Origin of the sequence: Saccharothrix sp. NRRL B-16348 (assembly GCF_001280085.1) — a bacterium.
In the GTDB taxonomy this organism is placed as follows: domain Bacteria; phylum Actinomycetota; class Actinomycetes; order Mycobacteriales; family Pseudonocardiaceae; genus Actinosynnema.
This window is the reverse complement of record NZ_LGED01000211.1, coordinates 94,757-114,365: the sequence shown is the minus strand read 5'-3', so window position 1 is coordinate 114,365 and position 19,609 is coordinate 94,757. Positions and strand designations below refer to the sequence as shown.

Genomic DNA, 19,609 nt, shown 5'->3' with positions numbered 1-19,609 from the left:
TCCCGCTGAAGGCACGCACTCAGCTAGGGAGAGCGCTGATGCTCGAGGGTGTCCCCACCCCAGTCAGCACGATCGTCCTCGCAGCGGGTGAAGGCACCCGCATGCGCTCAGCCACACCGAAGGTCTTGCACCGCATCGCCGGTCGTTCCCTGGTGGAGCACGCCGTGCGCGCCGCCGCCGGCACCGACCCCGACCACCTCGCCGTCGTGGTCGGCCACGGCCGCGCCGCGGTCGCCGACCACCTCGACAGCCTGTCCACCGCGCTGGACCGCAAGGTCACCGTGGCGGTGCAGGAGGAGCAGAAGGGCACCGGGCACGCCGTCGGCTGCGGGCTGGCCGAGCTGCCCGACGACCTCGGCGGCACGGTCGTGGTGACCTACGGCGACGTGCCCCTGCTGGACGCCGACACGTTGCGCGGGCTGCTCGCCGAGCACGGCGCGCGCGGCAACGCCGTCACCGTGCTGACCGCCGTGGTCGCCGACCCCACCGGGTACGGGCGGATCGTGCGGTCCGCGGACGGCTCGGTCGAGGGCATCGTGGAGCAGAAGGACGCCACACCCGAGCAGCGGGCGATCACCGAGATCAACTCCGGCGTGTACGCGTTCGACGCGGCCGTGCTGCGCGACGGGCTCTCCCGGCTGTCCACCGACAACGCGCAGGGCGAGCTGTACCTGACCGACGTGCTGACCATCGCGCGCGGCGACGGCAGGCGCGTGGGCGCGCTGGTGACGTCGGACGCCTGGCTCGTCGAGGGCGTGAACGACCGCGTGCAGCTGGCCAGGCTGGGCGCCGAGCTGAACCGCAGGCTCGTGGAGGCCGCGATGCGCTCGGGCGTGACCGTGGTCGACCCGGCCACCACGTGGCTGGACGCCGACGTGCGGCTGGAGCGGGACGTGCTGGTCGAGCCGAACGTGCAGCTGCGGGCGGGCACCACCGTCGGCGAGGGCGCGGTCGTCGGTCCGGACACCACGCTCTCGGCGTGCGTGATCGGGGCGGGCGCGACCGTGGTGCGCACGCACGGCTCCGGCGCGGAGATCGGCGCGGGCGCGTCCGTCGGCCCGTTCGCCTACCTGCGGCCGGGCACCCGGCTCGGCGAGCGCGGCAAGATCGGCACCTTCGTGGAGACGAAGAACTCCGACATCGGCGCCGGCAGCAAGGTGCCGCACCTGAGCTACATCGGCGACGCCACCATCGGCGAGCACTCCAACATCGGCGCGGCCAGCGTCACGGTGAACTACGACGGCGTGAACAAGCACCGGACCACGATCGGGTCCTACTGCCGCACCGGTTCGGACAACATGTTCGTCGCGCCGGTCACCGTCGGCGACGGCGCGTACACCGGCGCGGGGACCGTCGTGCGGCGGAACGTGCCGCCCGGCGCGCTGGCCGTGTCCGGCGGTCCCCAGCGCAACCTGGACGGATGGGTGGTGTCCCGCCGTGCGGGCACGCCTTCGGCCGAAGCGGCGGAGCGCGCTCTGACGCCCGAGAATGCAGGCACAACCGATGAAGGGCGCTGACGTGAACCCCACGATGGCCGGGACACCCAAAAAGAACCTGATGCTCTTCGGCGGGCGGGCCTACCCGGAGCTGACCGAGCAGGTGGCCAAGCACCTGAACGTGTCGGTGACCCCGCAGTCGGCGTACGACTTCGCCAACGGCGAGATCTTCGTGCGGTTCGAGGAGAGCGTGCGCGGCTGCGACGCGTTCGTCATCCAGTCGCACTGCGCGCCCATCAACCAGTGGCTGATGGAACAGCTGATCATGGTGGACGCGCTCAAGCGGGCGTCCGCGAAGCGCATCACCGTGATCATGCCGTTCTACCCGTACGCGCGGCAGGACAAGAAGCACCGCGGCCGTGAGCCGATCTCGGCGCGCCTGGTGGCGGACATGTTCAAGACCGCGGGCGCGGACCGGCTGGTGTCGGTGGACCTGCACACCTCGCAGATCCAGGGCTTCTTCGACGGCCCGGTGGACCACCTGTGGGCCATGCCGCTGCTGGCCGAGCACATCCGGGGCAAGTACGCGGGCCGCGAGATCACCGTCGTGTCGCCCGACGCCGGCCGCACCAAGCTGGCCGAGAAGTGGGCGGACACTCTGGGCGGCACGCCGATCGCGTTCATCCACAAGACCCGCGACCCGCTGCGGCCGAACGAGGTCGTGGCCAACCGGGTGGTCGGCCAGGTCGAGGGCAGGCTGTGCGTCGTCATCGACGACATGATCGACACCGGCGGCACGATCACCAAGGCGGTGGACCAGCTCCTCTCCGAGGGCGCGTCGGACGTCGTCATCGCCGCCACCCACCCGGTGCTCTCGGGCCCGGCCGTCGACCGCCTGCGCGACTGCGGCGCCCGCGAGGTCGTCTTCACCGACACCCTCCCGATCCCGGCCGAGAAGCGCTTCGACGCGATGACCGTCCTGCCGATCGCCCCCCTCCTGGCCCGCGTGATCCAGGAGGTCTTCGAGGACGGCTCGGTGACCTCCCTGTTCGACGGCAACGCCTGACACCTCGCGCGCTCTGCGGGATGATCCCCGGATGGCGCTCGACTCCGAAGGGCCCGGCACGCGTGACGTGCCGGGCCCTTCGACGTCCAACTCGGTGTCAGGCACCGTGCACGGCCCGGTCGCGCAGATCGGCGTCGTGCACGGCGACGTGAACCTCGTGACCGGCGCACCGGTGAAGACCCGGTACCGCGAGCAGGTGCGCCGGATCGCGCCACCGAGGTTGATCGGCCGCGAGACGGAGCTGGCCGACCTGGCGGACTTCTGCACGTCGTCGCCCAGTCCTTACCGCTGGTGGAGGGCACCGGCGTGGTCGGGCAAGTCAGCCCTCATGTCGACGTTCGTGCTGTCCCCACCGACGGGTGTCCGCGTGGTGTCGTTCTTCATCACCGCCCGGCTGGCCGCCCAGAACGACCGCAACGCGTTCATCGAGAACGTGCTGGAGCAACTGGTCACGATCCTCGGGCAGGACCTGCCCCCGTTGCTGACCGAGTCGACCCGCGAGGCCCACCTGCTCGGCCTGCTGACCGAGGCCGCCGAGGCGTGCCGCGACCGCGGCGAGCACTTCGTGCTGCTGGTGGACGGCCTCGACGAGGACCGCGGCGTGACGACCGGCCCGGACGCCCACAGCATCGCGGCACTGCTGCCGGTCGACCCGCCGGCGGGTCTGCGGGTGGTCGTCGCCGGACGCCCGAACCCGCCGATCCCGACCGACGTCCCCGACCACCACCCGCTGCGCGACCCGGATGTCGTCCGGCCGCTGACCACATCACCGGCGGCGCAGGCGGAACGCGCCGACATGGAACGCGAACTCAAGCGCCTCGTGCACGGCACACCAACCGAACAGGACCTGCTCGGCCTGCTCACCGCGGCGGGCGGCGGCCTCACCGCGCCTGACCTGGCCGAGCTGACGGGCTGGTCGGCGTGGGACGTGGACGACCACCTGCGCACCGTGACGGGCCGCAGCTTCAGCAGGCGCAACGCCCACTACGCGCCGGACCGGTCACCGGACGTATACCTCCTCGGCCACGAGGACCTGCACGTGAAGGCCATCGACATGCTCGGCCCCGGCCGCATGCGCGAGTACCGCGACCGCATCCACGACTGGGCCGGGCGCTATCACGACCGGCAGTGGCCCGCCGATACCCCGGAGTACCTGCTCCGCGGCTACTTCGCGATGCTGAGCGCCACCGGTGACCTGGACTCGATGATCCGGTGCTGCACTGACCCCCACCGGCACGACCGCATGCTGGAAGTGTCCGGTGGCGACAGCGCGGCGCTGGCCGAGATCGCCGCCACGCAGCAGGTCGTGCTGGCCGCCGAGGAGCCGGATCTGGTCACGATGAGCAGGCTGGCCGTGCACCGCGACCACCTCACCGGCCGCAACAAGTGGCTGCCCCTCGACCTGCCCTCGCTCTGGGCCGGCGTCGGTCACGTCGACCGGGCCGAGGCGCTGGCGACCTCGTTCAGCGACGGCAACCAACGTGACCGCGCGTTGCGGACCACCGTCGAAGCGGTGATCCGACTCGGTGACCTGGACCGCGCCGTCGACCTGGCCTCGGCCATCAGTGGGATCGACTACTACGGTGACGCTTTGGAGTCGATCACCAAGGCGGCCGTAGAAGGTGGCGACCTCGATCAGGCCCGAACGCTGGTCGCACGGGCCGAAGGGACCTTCCGGCTGGTGAAGGACGCCCGTCGGCAAGGCAGGGCGATGGCGGCTCTGGCCCGGTCGATGATCCGTCTGGGAGATCACCTCGGCGCCGAACGGCTGGCCGCGTCGATCGCGGACCGCCGGTTCCGAGGCGAAGCGCTCCGTGCCGTGGTCGAGGCCGAGCGGGGTGACCTGGCGCGGGCAACCGACGTGGCCCGCTCGATCGAGGACACCCGCAGCCGTGGACGAGCTCTGCAAGCCGTGGCCGAGGCCGACGACCTCGACCGTGCGCGGGCCCTGGCGTTGTCGATCGCCGACTCCGCGGCTCAGGGGCGGGCGCTGGACACGGTGGTCCGCCGCCTTGTCGAGCGTGGCGAACTACAGAGGGCTTTGGCCGCGGCGCAGCAGATCGTGGACACCGCGCGGCGCGGCTACGCCCTGGTCCGCGTGGCCGGGGCGGCGTCCGGGCACGTCTTGGCCGCTCGGGTGTTCGACCTGGTCCTGACGACCGCGCGGTCGACCACCGACGCCACCGCCCCGGGTCAGTCGCTCACCACCGCAGTGCGCGAGGTGATCCGCAACGACGACCCGGAAGAAGAGGCCGACTTCCTCACCCACACCGGCAGCCTGGGCACCGAGGTGGCCGCTATGCACCAGGGCCGCGTGCTGCTCGCAGCGGTCTACGCGGCGATCACAGCCAGCGACCTCGACCGCGCCGACGCGCTGGCCGACAGCATCACCGAGGTGCGGCACCGCAGCCGGGCGTTGCACGCCCTGACGGAGGCGGCGCTCCGCCTCGGGGCCGCCGACCGGGCCGCCGGCTACCTCGACCGGGCCGAGGCGCTCGTCGAGTTCACCGGTAACCCGATCCGCCACGGCCAGGCGTTGGCGTGGGCGCTGCGCGCGGCGATCACCGCCGACGACCGGGATCGGGTCGAACGGCTCTTCGCGCGGGCCGAGAGCTCCGCCCGCGCCCTGCCGGACGCGAGTGCGCAGAGCCAGGCGCTCCACGCCGTGGTCCAGGCCGCAATCGCGGTGGGAGAGGCCGACCGCGCCCGACGCCTGGCCGGTTCGATCATCGACGCCGACTCCCGGGACCAGGCATTCGTCCTGGTGACGCGTGCCTTGGTCGACGGCGCCCCCGACCTGGCCGAATCGCTCGCCGAGTCGATCCTGACGCCCGCCTACCGGAATCGGGCCCTCGTCGCCGTCATCAGGGCGGCGACCGGGCGCGGCGACGTGAAGACAGCGCGACGGGCGCTGCGCCAGGCCATCGCCGTCGCGCGACACGCCGCCGACGCCACCCGTCAGAGCCGGGTGCTGGCCGCGCTGATCGACGAAGTGGTCCGGACCGGCGACATCGGGCAGGCCGAGGCCATGGCGGACTCCATCGCTGAGCCGGACAGGCGCAGCGAAGTGCTGGCCAACCTGTCCGCCGCCACGCGTCAGAACGATCCCGAACGTGCCGACGTACTGCTCGACAAGGCCAAGGCCGCCGCGTTGGGCATCACCAACCTATTCGGACGCGACGCCGCGATCTCCGCTCTCATCCGGCACCTCGGCGCGGCGGGCAGGGGCGCCGAAGCGGAAGCGCTCGCCTACTCAGTGATCCAACCCATCTTCCGCAGCGGGGCACTCGCGCGAACGTCGGACACATCCCGCCTGCGGGCTCGACGGCGCGGTTCGGCAGAACCGGAGCCGGACAACCGGGCGGCCGCGTCACAGGTCCATGCCGCGGCGGCCGAAGGCGACTTCGAACACGCCGAGGAACTGGCCCTCTCCATCCCGGACCCGGACTACCGCAGCCACCTGCTGGAGTCGCTCGTGCGGGACGTGATCCGCGACGGTGACCTGGAGCGGGCGGTGAGCCTGATCGCCCGGATCCCCCAGCCAGCCCGTCAGCGGTTCGCGGTCGCCAACGTGGTCCGCGCGGTGGTCGCCACCGGCGACCTGGCCCGGGCGGCGGAACTCGTCACCGGTTGGGAGGCCGACCACCGGGAGACAGCGGCCGAGCTGACCGTCGAGATCGCGATCGCGTCCGGCGACCTCGATCGGGCCGAGGCGCTGGTCGGCTCCATCGCCACGCGCTACTCCCGCGACGACATGACCGGCCGGGTGGCGGATGCCGCCATCAGAGCCGGTGACCTCGACCGTGCCGAGGCGATCGTCCTCTCGCTGATCGGGTCCGGGCGCTCCAGCTGGCAGATCAAAAGGGTGATCACCGCGATGGTGGCCGCGGGCAACCCCGACCGGGCAGGACGGTTGCTGGACCGTTCCGAACTCGCAGCCCGTTCAGCGGGCGAGGCGCATGCCGAAGCGATAGCGCTCATGGCGGTGACCGAAGCCGTCATAGCGTTCGGCGACCACGACCGGGCGCTCGAACTCGCCCGGTCGATCGTGTATCCGTGGTGGCGCGGCAACGCACTCGCCGCCGTCGCCTCGGCGTTGCTCAAGTCTGGCGACCCGGACCGCGCGGGTGCCCTCGTCGACTCGATCACCACAGCCGACGAGCCGGCCAGGGCGTTGCACCTGGTTGACGCCGTCGAACCAGGGCCGGGTCGACGCCTGCTGGCCCGCGTCCTCGCGTCCGAGGGACGGGTGTCGGACTGGACGTCAAGCATCCGCGTCCTCTGCCGGGTGGCTCCGGAAGCGCTCCCGGCCATGCTCGGGGAACTCACCGCCATCGAGCGGGCAAGTGGCCCGGCCTAGTGCCGGATCGGCGCGTTGGCAACCCCGATTAGGCCTCGTCCCCGAGGTCGGCCTACACTGGCCAGGTTGCCTCGGCGAGGGCGAGCATCACGCTCGGCGTGATCGACGCGGCGGTTGTGATGCCGCGCGTGTTCACCCTCCGCGCCGCCCGCCGCCGCAGGCCAACCCCCGCTTCGCCCCGCCCGACGTACCCGCCGACGTTTACCAGGCCAGACCGTTAGGAGAGCCCCACCGTGTCCGAGGTCCGTCTCGCCGCAGAGCAGCGCACCGAGTTCGGCAAGGGCGCCGCCCGCCGCACCCGCCGCGCCGGCAAGATCCCCGCGGTGCTCTACGGCCACGGTTCCGACCCGAAGCACCTGGCCCTGCCGGCGCTCGAGTTCGCCCGTGTTGTCCGCGAGCACGGTCAGAACGCAGTTCTCACGCTGGACATCGAGTCCTCCACCGAGCTGGCGCTGACCAAGACCGTCACCACGCACCCCATCAAGAACTACATCGAGCACGTCGACCTGCTGCTCGTGCAGCGGGGCGAGAAGGTCACCGTCGAGGTGCCGATCGTCCTCACGGGCGACGCCGCCGCGGCGACCCTGCTCACGCAGGACCTCACCACCGTCCAGGTGGAGGCCGACGCGCTCAACATCCCCGAGCAGGTCGAGTACTCCATCGCGGGTCTGGGTGCCGGCACCCAGGTGCACGCGTCCGACCTGGTCCTGCCCGCCGGCACCACCCTGGTGACCGACGGTGAGGCGATGGTCCTCGCGATCAACGCCGCGCCGACCGCCGCCGAGGTGGCCGGAGACACCGGTGAGGCCGTCGAGGCCGAGGCCACCGAAGAAGGCTGAGCCCATCACGTCGGGCAACTCGGACGGCACGCCTCCCCCGCCGCACGGCTGGGGCGGCGTGCCGTTCCCGTTTCTGAGCCCGGCGCAGGTGCGCGCCACCCGCTTCCCCCGCAAGAAGGGCAAGGGCTACGACCCCGCGCAGGTCGACGCGTTCGTGGTGCGCATCGCCGACGCGCTCGCCGGACGCGCGCCGCTGCCACCCGACCGGGTGCGCACGATCGTGTTCACGGAGATCGCCGGCGGGTACGACCAGCGGACCGTGGACGACTTCCTGGCCGCGTGCGAGCACCAGCTGCGGTCCGGGCACGTGCCGCCGACGACGTTGCAGACCGGCGAGGCGGTGCTGGCGGTGAAGCTGCCGCGCTCCCCGAACGGCTACGATCGCGGCGAAGTCGACGCGTTCCTCGGCCGGGCCGCCGCGGCGCTGGACGGCCGGGGGCGGATGACCTCCAGCGAGGTGCGCCACACCAGGTTCACCACCACGTCCGGACTGCGGCGGGGCTACCAGGTGCGCGCGGTGGACGCCTTGTTGGACGAGCTTGAGCAGGAGTTGCGGTTCCGTGGTCGATGACGTCGCCCTGGTCGTCGGGCTGGGCAACTCCGGCCCCAAGTACGAGGGCAACCGGCACAACGTCGGCTTCCTCGTGCTGGACGAGCTGGCCGCGCGCGTGGGCGGGAAGTTCAAGGCGCACAAGGGCGGCGCCGAGGTGGTGGAGGGCCGGTTGGCCGGACGCCGGGTCGTGCTGGCGAAGCCGCGCGGCTACATGAACACCTCCGGTGGCCCGGTGGCGGGCACGGCGAACTTCTACAAGGTGCCGCCGGCGTCGATCATCGTCGTGCACGACGAGCTGGACCTGCCGTTCGGCACGGTGCGGCTCAAGATCGGCGGCGGCGAGAACGGGCACAACGGGCTGCGGTCGATCACGAAGTCGTTGGGCACGAAGGACTACCACCGGGTGCGGTTCGGGGTGGACCGGCCGCCGGGCCGGATGGACCCCGCCGACTACGTGCTGCGCGACTTCTCGCTGGTGGAGCGCAAGCAGCTGGCGCTGGAACTGGACCGGACGGCGGACGCCGTGGAGGCGTTGCTGGAACTCGGGCTGGAAGCGGCCCAGAACAAGTTCCACTGAGCCTCACGGAGCCCTTCAAGCACGGCCGAAGCGGGCGAGCAGGTGCCAGACCTTCTTCAGGTCCTGCTGGTCGTGGTGGTCGTGGGCGTCGCCGATGACCTTCGGCGTGAGCACGCCGTCCACCGCGACCTCCACGCCGAGGTCGACGTACTCGGGGCCCCGGAAGTCCGGGTGACGGCGCAGCTCGTCCACGTGCAGCCGGAACCCGGCGTGCCACTCGACGGCGCACGGCAGGCGGTAGGCCGCCTCCTCCACGTCCGTGCCCCGGTAGCCGGGGTCGAGCACGAGCGCCTCCACGTCGGCCTCCACCGACACGGGACCGTGCACGTGCGCCTCGATGTAGTCGTCCAACAGGTCGCGGTGGTCCGCGCGGGCGATCTCGATCAACGCCATCCGGTCGGCCGTGCCGAACGTTTCCGGCTCCAGCACGCTGTCCGGATAGCAGAACGTGGTCCGGTCCAGGACGTCCTCGGTCAGCCGCAGGTGCGACGACCCGAACCGCGGTGACGCGCCGTAAGGGCTGAGGCGGAAGTTCAGCCCGCCGTACACCGGCCTGTCGTGCGGCGACGCGTCGTCGTACACGCCGCCGAACATCCGGTTCTCCCACCGCCACCGGTCACCACCGGCGAACGCGGTCAAGCCGCCGTTGCCCGTCCCGGTGACGAACTGCGAGACGTAACGGCCGGAGTCCGCGAGGGCGGCGACCACTCGTTCGGGGTGGAAGTTCAGGGTGACGCGCAGGGCGCGGTCGAGCGGCACACCGGTCGACCGCGCCCTCACGTGCTCCAGCGCGCGCTCTGCCGGTGACATCACACGGTGGGCACCAGGCCCGCGGCGGCGGAGCGGCGGAGCTTGCCGGACGGCGTCTTCGGCAGGCTGCCCGGCTTGAGCACGACCACGGAGAACGGCCGCAGCCCGACCGCGTCCACGACCCGCGCGCTGATCTCCTTGCTCAACGCGCGCACCGCGTCCTCCTCCCCCGCCAGCTTCGACTCGACCACCACGGCGAACCGCTCACGGCGCGTCCCCGCGTCCAGCCGCACGGCCACCGCGTTGCCCGCGCGCACGCCCTCGACGGCGGTCGCGGCGCGCTCGATGTCCGTGGGGTAGATGTTGCGCCCACCCATGATGATCACGTCCTTGCGCCGCCCGCAGACGACGACCTGGCCGTCCACCACGTACCCCTCGTCGCCGGTGTCCAGCCAGCCCTCGGCGTCCTGGGTGTCCCGCGGCCCGGTCACGGTGAGGTAGCCGGGCGTCACGGCCTCGCCGCGCACCCGCAGCTGACCGACCTCGCGTTCACCGAGCACCTTGCCCGACTCGTCCACCACCTGCACCTCAAGTCCCGGCAACGGCGGCCCGAGCAGCGGGAACGCCCGCGCGTTGGGGCTGTCCGCCGCCACGGGCACGGCGCGGTGGCCCGCCTCCAGCTGCTCCGGGTCGACCACGTCGACCGAGAGGCCGGTGAACACCGGCGCGAACGCCACGCCCAACGTCGTCTCGGCCATGCCGTACGCGCACAGCACGCACTCCGGGCGCAGCCCGAACCGCGCGCCCGCGTCGGTGAACGTCTTCACCGCGGCCGGGTCGATGGGCTCGGCGCCGTTCAGCGCGATCCGCAGCGTGGACAGGTCGAACGCGCCGTCGTCCACGCCCTGCATCCGGCGGGCGGCGATGGCGTAGGCGAAGTTCGGGGCGGCCGTGATGGTGCCCTGGTAGCGGCTGATCAGGTCCGGCCACAGGGTGGGCCGGCCGAGGAAGTCGGGCGGCGTGACCTTGACCAGGTCGATGCCGAACAGCATGGGCACGGTCAGGAACCCGACCATCCCCATGTCGTGGAACAGCGGCAGCCAGGAGACCATCCGGTCGGTCTCCGGGTCGAGCTCGGCGGCGATCTCCATCGCCTTCGCGTTGGACCACAGGTTGCCGTGCGTGATGCGGACGGCCTTCGGGTCGGCCGTGGAACCGCTGGTGAGCTGCAGCAGCGCGGGCAGGTCCTCGTCCACGTCGACGGGCGCCGCCAGCGGCTCGCCGTCCAGCTCGGCCAGCCTCCGGTAGGAGACGCCGTGCTCGTCCAGCACGCCCGACAGCGCGTCGAACGGCGCGCCGAGCAGCACCAGCTTCGCGCCGATCATGGTGAGCACGCGCAACGTGTCACCGGCCCACTCGGCCAGGTCGGTGCGCGCCGTCGGCTGGTGCAGCATGGTCGTGCTGCCGCCGGCCAGCCACACCGCCTGCACGGCGGGCGCGATCTCGGCCGGGTCGCCCGCGAGGACCGCGATCGACTCGCCGCGCGCCACCCCGTCCGCCACGAGCGCGCCGGCCATGCGGGTGGCCTGCTGGTGTACCTCCGCCCACGACCTGCGGACCGGGGCGTTCGGCTCCCCCGTGGTCATGCCTCGCGTCTGTCCCCCGGCGCCCGAAGCGGTTGCCACCATCGTGTCCACGAACCGGCTCATGTCCGCCAGGGTAGAGCGATCTTCCGGCGCATTGAGCCGATAGGGCGAAACATCGGGCGCATCATCCGGCGATACTCCCCGGTACACCACACGAAGGAGGTAATTGGGTGGCCGGGTTCGAGGCTCGCCAGCACATGCCGGCACATCCGGCGCCGCTGTTGGGCGCGCAGGATCTGCGGCAGGTCGCCTTCCACCGCCCCCCGCCCGGCCAGCCCGGGTACGACGAGGGTCAGGTGGACGCCTTCCTGGACCGCATCGAGGCAACGCTGCTCGGCCGGGACGACGTGAGCGAGCAGGACGTGCGAGAGGTGCGGTTCAGACCCTCGCGGCCGGGCTACTACGCGGCCGAGGTCGACGCGTTCATGGACCTGGTGGCCGAGACGCTCGGCTCGACGCCCCAGCGGCGCCAGGCCACCGCTCCCGCGCAGGGCGCGCACGCCACGTCGACCGGGATGCGCCCGGCGGCCAGGCTGACGCCGCAGGACGTGCGCGGTGTGCGGTTCCACAAGCCCAGACCGGGGAACCGGGGCTACCACGAGGGCGAGATCGACGCGTTCCTCGACCGGATCGAGAACACCCTGGCGGGCCGTGACGACCTGACCGCCCGGGAAGTGCAGGACTACGAGTTCAGCTTCGCCCCGCCGGGTCGGGCCGGGTACGACGAGGACGACGTGGACACGTTCCTCGACCTCGTCGTGGTGACGTTGGAGCGGATGCCGGCCCGGCCCGTGGCCACGCCGCCCGTCTCCCTCGTTCCCCCCGCTCCTCCCGCCTCTCCCGCTTCTCCCGCGCCGCCTCCCCTGCGCCCCCGCCCGGGCCCCGGCACGCGCCCGTTGACCGCCCGTGACGTCCGCACCGCAGCGTTCGGCAAGCCGCCGCGCGGCCGGCGCGGCTACCAGGAGTCGCAGGTCGACAAGTTCCTCGACCGGATCGAGAACACCCTGCTCGGCCAGGACGACCTGACCGCCCGCGAGGTCCGCGAGGTCCGCTTCAGCCGCCCCATGTTCGGCAGGCGCGGGTACGACGAGACCGAGGTGGACGCGTTCCTGGCACGGGTGGAGAAGCAGCTGGGCGACGGGCCGCCGCGGCCGAGCGCGATCCCGCCGATCACGTCGTGGAAGCAGCTGCGGTTGATCAAGATCCCGGTGGCGGGGCCGGCGCAGCGCGGGTACCGGACGTCCCAGGTGGACCGGGTGCTGGAGGAGGTCGGCATCGCGCTCGACGGCATGGTCGGCGCGTCGTCGGCGGAGGTGGCGAAGACGAAGTTCGCCTCGTCGTTGATGGCGGGGCAGGGCTACGACTGCGCGTTCGTGGACGAGCTGATGCCGTTGCTGGTGGCCGAGCTGCGGCGGCGCGGCCGTTAGGGTGATCGTGCGATTGGAGGAGAGATGGCCGGTGTCCTGCTGTTCCACCACGTGCAAGGGCTGACGCCCGGTGTGCGCGAGTTCGCCGAGCAGCTGAGGGCGGCCGGCCACACCGTGCACACACCCGATCTGTTCGACGGACGGGTCTTCGACAAGTTCGAGGACGGTGTGGCGCACGCCGAGGAGATCGGTTTCGGCACGATCCTCGACCGCGGCCGGGCCGCCGCCGACAACCTCCCGCCCGACCTCTTCTACGCCGGTTTCTCGCTGGGCGTGCTGCCGGCGCAGATGCTGGCCCAGACCCGGCCCGGCGCCAAGGGCGCGCTCCTGTGCGGCGCGTGCATCCCGGTGTCGGAGTTCGGCTCGGGGTGGCCCGCGGACGTTCCGGTGCAGGTGCACGCCATGGAGGACGACGCGGTCTTCGTCGGCGACGGCGACTTGGAAGCGGCCCGCGCCCTCGTCACGGCCACCCCGGCCGCCGAGCTGTTCCTCTACCCCGGCGACCAGCACCTCTTCGCCGACCCCGGCCTCCCCGGCTACACGCCTGCCGCCGCCGACCTCCTCCTGACCCGCACCCGGACTTTCCTGTCCTGACGGGTCAGGCTTCGGCGGACTCGGCGGCGGCCAGCCACTGCGCCTCGACGTCCTCGGCCTCGGCCAGCACGGCCTTCAGCTCGGCGTCCAGCGCCAGCAGGCGTTCCGGGTCGGTGGCGGCCTCGGCCAGCGCCGCGTGCAGCTGCGCTTCCTTCTTCTGCAACGTCTCCAGGCGGCGTTCCAGGCGGGACAGCTCCTTGCGCGCGGCGCGCTGGTCCGCGGCGGACGACGGGGCGGACGTGGCCTTCGCGGTCGGCACGGCGTCGGCTTCCTTCTGCCGGTCGCGCCGCCGCAGGTACTCCTCGATCCCGCCGGGCAGGTCGGTCAGCCCGCCGTCGCCGAACAGCGCCACCACCTGGTCGCACACCCGTTCCACCAGGTAGCGGTCGTGCGAGATCACCACCAGCGTGCCCGGCCACGAGTCGAGCAGGTCCTCCAGCTGCTGGAGCGTGTCGATGTCCAGGTCGTTCGTCGGCTCGTCCAGCAGCAGCACGTTCGGCTCGGCCATCAGCAGCCGGCACAGCTGCAACCGCCGCCGCTCACCGCCGGACAGGTCGCCCACCGGCGTCCACTGCTTCTGCGACGAGAACCCGAACCGCTCGGCCAGCTGCGACGCCGACATCTCCTGCTTGCCCAGCACCACCCGCCGCGCGATCTCCTCCACGGCCTCCAGCACCCGCATCGACCCGTCCAGGTCGTGCAGCTCCTGGCTGAGGTGCGCGAGCTTCACCGTCTGCCCCTGCACGCGCTTGCCGCTCTCCAGCTCGCGCTCACCGGCCAACGCCCGCAGCAACGTCGTCTTGCCCGACCCGTTCACGCCCACGATGCCGACCCGGTCGCCCGGCCCGATCCGCCACGTCAGGTCGCGCACCAGCACCCGGTCGGGCACGGTCAGCGTCGCGTCCTCCAGCTCCAGCACCGTGCGCCCGAGCCGGCGCTTCGCGAACGCCAGCAGCTCCACCGAGTCGCGCGGCGGCGGCACGTCGGAGATCAACGCCTCGGCGGCGTCGATGCGGTAGCGGGGCTTGGACGTGCGGGCGGGCGCGCCGCGGCGCAGCCACGCCAGCTCCTTGCGGGCCAGGTTGCGGCGCTTCTCCTCGATCGTGTCGGCCAGTCGGGCGCGCTCGGCGCGGGCGAAGATCCAGTCCGCGTAACCGCCCTCGTACTGCTCGACCTTGCCGTTCACGACCTCCCACGTGCGGCTGCACACCGTGTCCAGGAACCACCGGTCGTGTGTCACCACGACGAGTGCCGTGCGACGGGCCAGCAGGTGCTCGGCCAGCCACCGCACGCCCTCCACGTCGAGGTGGTTGGTCGGCTCGTCCAGCACGACCAGGTCCAGGTCCTGCACGAGCGCCGCCGCCAACGCCACCCGCCGCCGCTCGCCACCGGACATCGTGCCGACCGGCGAGTCCAGCCCGAACCCGGTGATGCCGAGGCCGTCCAGGATCGACCGCACCCGTGCGTCGGCGGCCCACTCGTGCTCGGCGTCGAACCCGAGCGGGTCGATCACGGCGTTGCGCACCGTCGACCCCTCGGCCAACTCGGTGCGCTGCGTGACCACGGCCATGCGCAGCCCTCGGTTCTGGCTGACGCGCCCCTCGTCCGGCTCGGCGAGCCCGGCCAGCACTTCCAGCAACGTCGTCTTGCCGCCGCCGTTGAGGCCGACGACCCCGATGCGGTCGCCTTCGCCGACGCCGAGGGACACGCCGTCGAGCAGCGGACGCACGCCGAACGACTTGGAAACGCTCTCCAAGTTGACCAAGTTGGCCATGTACCAGCACCTTCATCGAGAACGGGGTGACAACGCAGTACGCCAGCCTAGCTATCGCGCCGACGACAACCGCCCGCCCGTGCTCGACGCACCAGCCCTCACCACCCCAGCGAGTCCGACGTCACAGCTCAAACAGACCCTCACCGCGCCGAAGCCACCACGGAACGTGACCGGGTCAGGCGTGCACTTCGGGCGGAATGGGCCGGGGCGCTTCCTCGGTGCCGATGACGCGTGCCCCGTGCACCGGCCCCTGCGCCACGCGCACCGTCCGGCAGACGCCCGCACCCGCCAACTCGGCCGCCACCCGCACCGCCGAGTCACCGTCCGTGCAGAGGAACGCGCAGGTCGGCCCCGAACCGGACACCATCCCGGCCAACGCACCCGCGTTCACGCCCGCGCGCAACGTGCGGCGCAGGTTCGGCCTCAGCGACACGGCCGCCGCCTGCAGGTCGTTGCCCAGCAGCAGCGCGAGCTGACGCGGATCACCGGACGACAGGCCCTCCAGCACGGCCTCCGCCTCGCCGACCCGGGGCGGGTCACCGTCGGCGCGCAGCCGGTCCAACTCGTCGAACACCTCGGGCGTGGACAGCCCGCGCCGGTCGAACGCCAGCACCCAGTGGAACGTGTGGCGGGACAGCACGGGCACGATCCGGTCACCCCGGTCCGTGCCCAGGGCCGTGCCGCCGTAGATGGCGAACGGCACGTCCGCCCCGATCTTGCCCGCGATGCCGGCCAACTCGTCCCGGCTGATCTCCAACCGCCACAGCGAGGCCAACCCGACGAGCGTCGCCGCCGCGTCCGCGCTGCCACCCGCCATGCCACCGGCCACCGGGATCGACTTTCGGATGACTACCCGGACCTTCGGGTCGTCCGGATCGCGGCCGACGTGCTCGGCCAACACCCGCACCGCCCGCCACGCCAGGTTGGACGGCCCGGTGGGCACCGCGTCGGCACCCTCGCCGTGCACCTCGACTCCGGGATCCTCGGCGATGGCGACCGTCACCTCGTCGGTCAACGACAAGGCCTGGAAGATCGTCACCAGGTCGTGGTAGCCGTCCGCGCGGGAGTCGCCTACGGCCAGGTGGAGGTTGACCTTGGCCGGGACGCGGACGGTGACCGGGGGTGGGACGACAGCGAGCACGCCATGAAGCGTACGGGCGATCCCGGGTTGCTCGCTCCTACCAACCCCTGACCTGCGACGGAACCCACTTCACCCCCGCACCTTCCCCCAAATAAAGGAGGGCTTCGTGTCATCCCGCCGACCTGGCGCAGCCCTACCGCAATCCCGCCGACCTGGCGCAGCCCTACCGCACGTGTCAAGGGGGCGGCGTTCACCAATGCCTGCCACATCCACTGTTGTCGCCCCCTTGACACGTGTGGTCGCCCTTGTGGAGGTCGGCGGGATGACACGAAACCCGGACCGACAACGGACCCGGCGCTGAACCACCAAACCAGGCGTCATCCTGCTGATCTGCCCGTCCGGCGAGGACTCTTTGCTCTTTCTCGGGCTTTGCTCTTTCTTGGGCTTTTCTCGTCCTCGACGTCCCGAACGTTGAACTCACCCGTCCTGAACGTAGGACACGCGCGTTCCGAACGTAGGACACGCGCGACCTGAAGGTAGGACTCTCGCGACTTGAACGTAGGACTCTCGGTGGTTCAGACGGACAGGACCGAGCCCGCGAAGGTCTCCTTGATGTAGTCTTTGACCTCCTGCGACTGGAGCAGTGCCAGCAGGTCGCGCACCCGCGGGTCGTCCTTCAGCTCCGCCCGCGTGACCAGGCCGTTCGCGTTCGGGTTGCCCTCGGCCTTCTCCAGCGCCAACGCGTCGGACGCGGGCTTCAGCCCGGCGTCGATGGCGTAGTTGCCGTTCACCACGGACGCGTCCGTGTCGTCCAGCGAGCGCGGCAGCTGCGCCGCCTCCAGCTCGACGAACTCCAGCCCGCGCGGGTTCTCCGCGATGTCCCGGATGGTCGCCGTCTTCTCCGCGCCCGGCGTGAGCTTGATCAGCCCGTTGTCCTGCAGCAGCTTCAGCCCGCGCGCCTCGTTCGTCGCGTCGTTCGCCACGGCCACCTTCGCGCCGGACGGCAGGTCGGCCAGCGACTTGTGCTTCTTCGAGTACACGCCGAGCGGTTCGAGGTGCACCGGCCCGATCCACTCCAGCGACGCGCCGCTCTCCGCCTTGAACGTGTCCAGGTACGGCACGGTCTGGAAGTAGTTGGCGTCCAGCGACCCGTCCACCAGCGCCGTGTTCGGCTGCACGTAGTCAGTGAACTCGACGACCTCGATCTTGAGGCCCTTCGCCGCGGCCAGATTGTCGGCCACGTACCGCAGCACCTGGGCGTGCGGGACCGGGCTCACCCCGACCTTCAACGGCGCGTTCGGGTCGGACGCGGCGCCGTTGTCGCCACTACCGCAGCCCACTGCGGTCAGCAGCACGGCCAGCAGGGCAGCACGAATACGCATTTCATTCCTTAGCTGAGGTGCGAACGATCAGACAGAAACAATCAAACAGAAACCAAGAACGATCACACAGACGCAGTACGGCGCCGGTCGACACCACGGGCCACCCGGTTGGTGGTGAACTGGATCGCGGTGGCGATGATCGCCAGCACGACGACCGTGCTCCACAGGTACCGGTCGTTGAACCGCTGGTAGCCCATGCGCACGGCCAGGTCGCCGAGCCCACCACCACCGACCACCCCGGCCATCGCCGAGTACCCGAGCAGCGCGATCGCGGTCACGCCCACGGCGTTGACCAGCGCGGGCGACGACTCGCGCAGCAGCACGCTGCGCACGATCCGCACCGTGGACGACCCGGTGGTGACGGCGGCCTCGACCACCGACACGTGCACCTCGGCCAGCACGTTCTGGACCAGCCTGCCGACGAACGGGATGGCTCCGACGGCGAGCGGCACGATGGCCGCCGTGGGTCCGATGGTGCTGCCCAACAACAGCCTGGTCAGCGAGGTGAGCACCACCAGCAGGACCAGGAACGGCATGGAACGGCCCAGGTCCACGACGAACCCGAGCACCTTGTGCAGCACCGGCCGGGGCTTCAGCCCACCGGGGGCGGTGAGCTGAAGCCAGATGCCGACGGGCGCGCCGAGCAGCACAGCGATCAGGGTCGAGACGACCACCATGTACAACGTCTCGCCGGTCGCGACCAGCACGTCGTCGAACACGATGGACCAGGGTGTGGCAGACCTCACGCAGCTACTCCCTGCGGACCCGAGAGGGTCCGGCGCACCGAGCCGCCCGCCTCCGAGATCCACTCCAGCGCCGAGTCGGCGCGCTCGCCCTTCAGGCCGACGCGGAAGCGCGCCACCGGGGTCTCGCCGAGCCTGGTCAGGCCGCCGCCGAGCAGGTTCAGCTCCACGCCGAACCGGCTGGTGGCCTCGGGCAGCAGCGCGCCGACGGCGGCGAAGCCGATCAGCACGACGTCCGCGACCCGGTCGAACGAGCCCTCCAGGGCCGGGTTCTGGTCCACGCCGGGCAGCAGCGACGCGGCCGTGCGGCTCGCGGCGTCCGACACCAGGTCGAGCACCTTGCCGTGCTCCACCACGCGGCCGTCCTCCAGCACCGCGACGTCGTCGCAGATCTTCCGGACCACGCCCATGTCGTGCGTGACCACGAGCACCGTCACGCCGAGTTCGGCGCGCGCCCGGTCGAGCACGGCGAGCACCGAGCCGGTGGTGTCGGGGTCGAGCGCGGACGTCGGCTCGTCGGCCAGCAGCACGGACGGTGACGCGGCGAGCGCCCGCGCGACCGCGATCCGCTGGCGCTGGCCGCCGGAGAGCTGGTCGGGGTACGAGCCCGCCTTGTCGGTCAGGCCGACGAGGTCGAGGAGTTCGGCGACGCGGGTGCGGCGCTGCGGCCCGGCCACGCCCGCGGCCTCCAGCGGCAGCGCGACGTTGCCCGCGGCGGTGCGCTGGCGCAGCAGGGAATCCCCTTGCGGCACGACGCCGATCTGCCGGCGGGCGGCACGCAGCGCGGTGCCGTCGAGGGAGACGAGGTCGGTGCCGTCGACGCGGATCGCGCCGCTGTCGGGGCGCTCCAGGAGCGCGACGCACCGGGCCAGGGTGGACTTGCCCGCCCCGCTGGGGCCGACGACGCCGAGCACGGTGCCCGCGGCGACGTCCAGGTTCACGCCGTCCAGCGCGCGAACCTGCCCGGTACTCCCGGGGAAGGTCTTGGTGAGGTTCTCGACAGTGATCACGTTTCGCTCCACGACGGCATGCGGCGGCACACGCTCAGGGCGTGCGCGACCGACGGCTCAGCTCGGAAAGGTGTCCTCGACGGAGGACGCGGGGACTCGGCGGCGCCTGGGGCTGCTCAGCAGCTGCGACAGGCTGACGACGTGCGACGGCCGTGGTCGACGACCCGCCGGCGGGTGAGCGTTCGCATCCTGGGCACGTGATCCTCCATCGTTCCTGGCGGAAGCACCTGCCCCCGTGGAGGGGTGGTTGCTGCGGCGTCGTGGAGCCAGGTCTCTCGGCCGCTCGGGATGGCACCACGAGTAGACCTGACCAGGACCGGCTGACGCAAGCCCGAAACAGGATCGTCCGGCAAATCACACTTTCGGCCGAA

At 71.7% G+C, this 19,609-nt stretch carries 15 protein-coding genes and 1 riboswitch; of the genes, 8 read left to right on the top strand and 7 right to left on the bottom strand.

The genetic code is table 11. The annotated features are described in order from the left end of the window. Positions 1 to 38: 38 nt before the first annotated feature. From glmU to pth, 6 genes are all read left to right on the top strand, one after another. The gene (gene glmU, locus ADK67_RS27100; protein ID WP_053719333.1) at positions 39 to 1,517 is read left to right on the top strand and encodes a bifunctional UDP-N-acetylglucosamine diphosphorylase/glucosamine-1-phosphate N-acetyltransferase GlmU; all 1,479 of its coding nucleotides are present in this window, start codon (positions 39 to 41) and stop codon (positions 1,515 to 1,517) included. Between the two features lie 13 nt (positions 1,518 to 1,530). Further along, positions 1,531 to 2,502 (top strand): ribose-phosphate diphosphokinase, encoded by a 972-nt coding sequence (locus ADK67_RS27095; protein ID WP_082403879.1) that lies wholly within the window; start codon positions 1,531 to 1,533, stop codon positions 2,500 to 2,502. Positions 2,503 to 2,533: 31 nt separating this feature from the next. After that, positions 2,534 to 6,862: a hypothetical protein gene (locus tag ADK67_RS27090; protein WP_053719331.1), complete on the top strand. Its 4,329-nt coding sequence runs from the start codon at positions 2,534 to 2,536 to the stop codon at positions 6,860 to 6,862. A 233-nt stretch (positions 6,863 to 7,095) separates the two neighbouring features. Next, on the top strand, positions 7,096 to 7,701 hold the full coding sequence (locus ADK67_RS27085) for a 50S ribosomal protein L25/general stress protein Ctc (RefSeq protein WP_053719330.1): 606 nt from the start codon (positions 7,096 to 7,098) through the stop codon (positions 7,699 to 7,701). Beyond that, a complete protein-coding gene (locus ADK67_RS27080) occupies positions 7,664 to 8,272 on the top strand; it encodes a DivIVA domain-containing protein (protein WP_231648368.1) in 609 nt (202 codons plus the stop codon). The genes ADK67_RS27085 and ADK67_RS27080 overlap by 38 nt, the downstream gene beginning before the upstream one ends. Then, positions 8,262 to 8,831: an aminoacyl-tRNA hydrolase gene (gene pth, locus ADK67_RS27075; RefSeq protein WP_082403856.1), complete on the top strand. Its 570-nt coding sequence runs from the start codon at positions 8,262 to 8,264 to the stop codon at positions 8,829 to 8,831. Before ADK67_RS27080 ends, pth begins: the two co-directional genes overlap by 11 nt. Positions 8,832 to 8,846: 15 nt before the next feature. Here the strand turns inward: pth and ADK67_RS27070 are convergent, their stop codons facing one another. Both ADK67_RS27070 and ADK67_RS27065 read right to left on the bottom strand, forming a co-directional pair. Then, entirely contained in the window at positions 8,847 to 9,641 is a 795-nt protein-coding gene (locus ADK67_RS27070; protein WP_053719328.1) for a DUF3626 domain-containing protein, read from the bottom strand. Next, the gene (locus tag ADK67_RS27065) at positions 9,641 to 11,290 is read right to left on the bottom strand and encodes a fatty acyl-AMP ligase (RefSeq protein WP_053719327.1); all 1,650 of its coding nucleotides are present in this window, start codon (positions 11,288 to 11,290) and stop codon (positions 9,641 to 9,643) included. The genes ADK67_RS27070 and ADK67_RS27065 overlap by 1 nt, the downstream gene beginning before the upstream one ends. Positions 11,291 to 11,397: 107 nt before the next feature. Here ADK67_RS27065 and ADK67_RS54770 point away from each other — a divergent pair, with 107 nt between their 5' ends. Beyond that, positions 11,398 to 12,654 (top strand): DivIVA domain-containing protein, encoded by a 1,257-nt coding sequence (locus ADK67_RS54770; protein ID WP_063797734.1) that lies wholly within the window; start codon positions 11,398 to 11,400, stop codon positions 12,652 to 12,654. Between the two features lie 24 nt (positions 12,655 to 12,678). Beyond that, positions 12,679 to 13,248: a dienelactone hydrolase family protein gene (locus tag ADK67_RS27055; protein ID WP_053719326.1), complete on the top strand. Its 570-nt coding sequence runs from the start codon at positions 12,679 to 12,681 to the stop codon at positions 13,246 to 13,248. A gap of 4 nt (positions 13,249 to 13,252) precedes the next feature. Here the strand turns inward: ADK67_RS27055 and ADK67_RS27050 are convergent, their stop codons facing one another. From ADK67_RS27050 to ADK67_RS27030, 5 genes are all read right to left on the bottom strand, one after another. Next, complete coding sequence (locus tag ADK67_RS27050) at positions 13,253 to 15,022, bottom strand: ABC-F family ATP-binding cassette domain-containing protein (protein ID WP_053719325.1); 1,770 nt, start codon at positions 15,020 to 15,022, stop codon at positions 13,253 to 13,255. A gap of 175 nt (positions 15,023 to 15,197) precedes the next feature. Next, positions 15,198 to 16,163, bottom strand: coding sequence for a 4-(cytidine 5'-diphospho)-2-C-methyl-D-erythritol kinase (locus ADK67_RS27045; protein WP_053719324.1), 966 nt, complete (start codon positions 16,161 to 16,163; stop codon positions 15,198 to 15,200). Positions 16,164 to 16,678: 515 nt separating this feature from the next. Next, a complete protein-coding gene (locus ADK67_RS27040; protein WP_053719323.1) occupies positions 16,679 to 17,485 on the bottom strand; it encodes a MetQ/NlpA family ABC transporter substrate-binding protein in 807 nt (268 codons plus the stop codon). 62 nt (positions 17,486 to 17,547) lie between these two features. After that, on the bottom strand, positions 17,548 to 18,231 hold the full coding sequence (locus tag ADK67_RS27035; RefSeq protein ID WP_053719322.1) for a methionine ABC transporter permease: 684 nt from the start codon (positions 18,229 to 18,231) through the stop codon (positions 17,548 to 17,550). Further along, positions 18,228 to 19,238, bottom strand: a complete 1,011-nt coding sequence (locus ADK67_RS27030; protein ID WP_053719321.1) for a methionine ABC transporter ATP-binding protein — start codon at positions 19,236 to 19,238, stop codon at positions 18,228 to 18,230. Before ADK67_RS27030 ends, ADK67_RS27035 begins: the two co-directional genes overlap by 4 nt. A gap of 202 nt (positions 19,239 to 19,440) precedes the next feature. Continuing rightward, positions 19,441 to 19,533: riboswitch (SAM riboswitch) on the bottom strand. Positions 19,534 to 19,609: the final 76 nt, after the last annotated feature.

What these genes read in the sequence shown, in the direction of transcription:
- glmU (WP_053719333.1), top strand. Translation starts at nt 39, where the DNA reads ATGCTCGAGGGTGTCCCCACCCCAGTCAGCACGATCGTCCTCGCAGCG.
- ADK67_RS27095 (WP_082403879.1), top strand. Translation starts at nt 1,531, where the DNA reads ATGGCCGGGACACCCAAAAAGAACCTGATGCTCTTCGGCGGGCGGGCC.
- ADK67_RS27090 (WP_053719331.1), top strand. Translation starts at nt 2,534, where the DNA reads ATGGCGCTCGACTCCGAAGGGCCCGGCACGCGTGACGTGCCGGGCCCT.
- ADK67_RS27070 (WP_053719328.1), bottom strand. Translation starts at nt 9,641, where the DNA reads ATGTCACCGGCAGAGCGCGCGCTGGAGCACGTGAGGGCGCGGTCGACC.
- ADK67_RS27065 (WP_053719327.1), bottom strand. Translation starts at nt 11,290, where the DNA reads ATGAGCCGGTTCGTGGACACGATGGTGGCAACCGCTTCGGGCGCCGGG.
- ADK67_RS27055 (WP_053719326.1), top strand. Translation starts at nt 12,679, where the DNA reads ATGGCCGGTGTCCTGCTGTTCCACCACGTGCAAGGGCTGACGCCCGGT.
- ADK67_RS27050 (WP_053719325.1), bottom strand. Translation starts at nt 15,022, where the DNA reads ATGGCCAACTTGGTCAACTTGGAGAGCGTTTCCAAGTCGTTCGGCGTG.
- ADK67_RS27040 (WP_053719323.1), bottom strand. Translation starts at nt 17,485, where the DNA reads ATGCGTATTCGTGCTGCCCTGCTGGCCGTGCTGCTGACCGCAGTGGGC.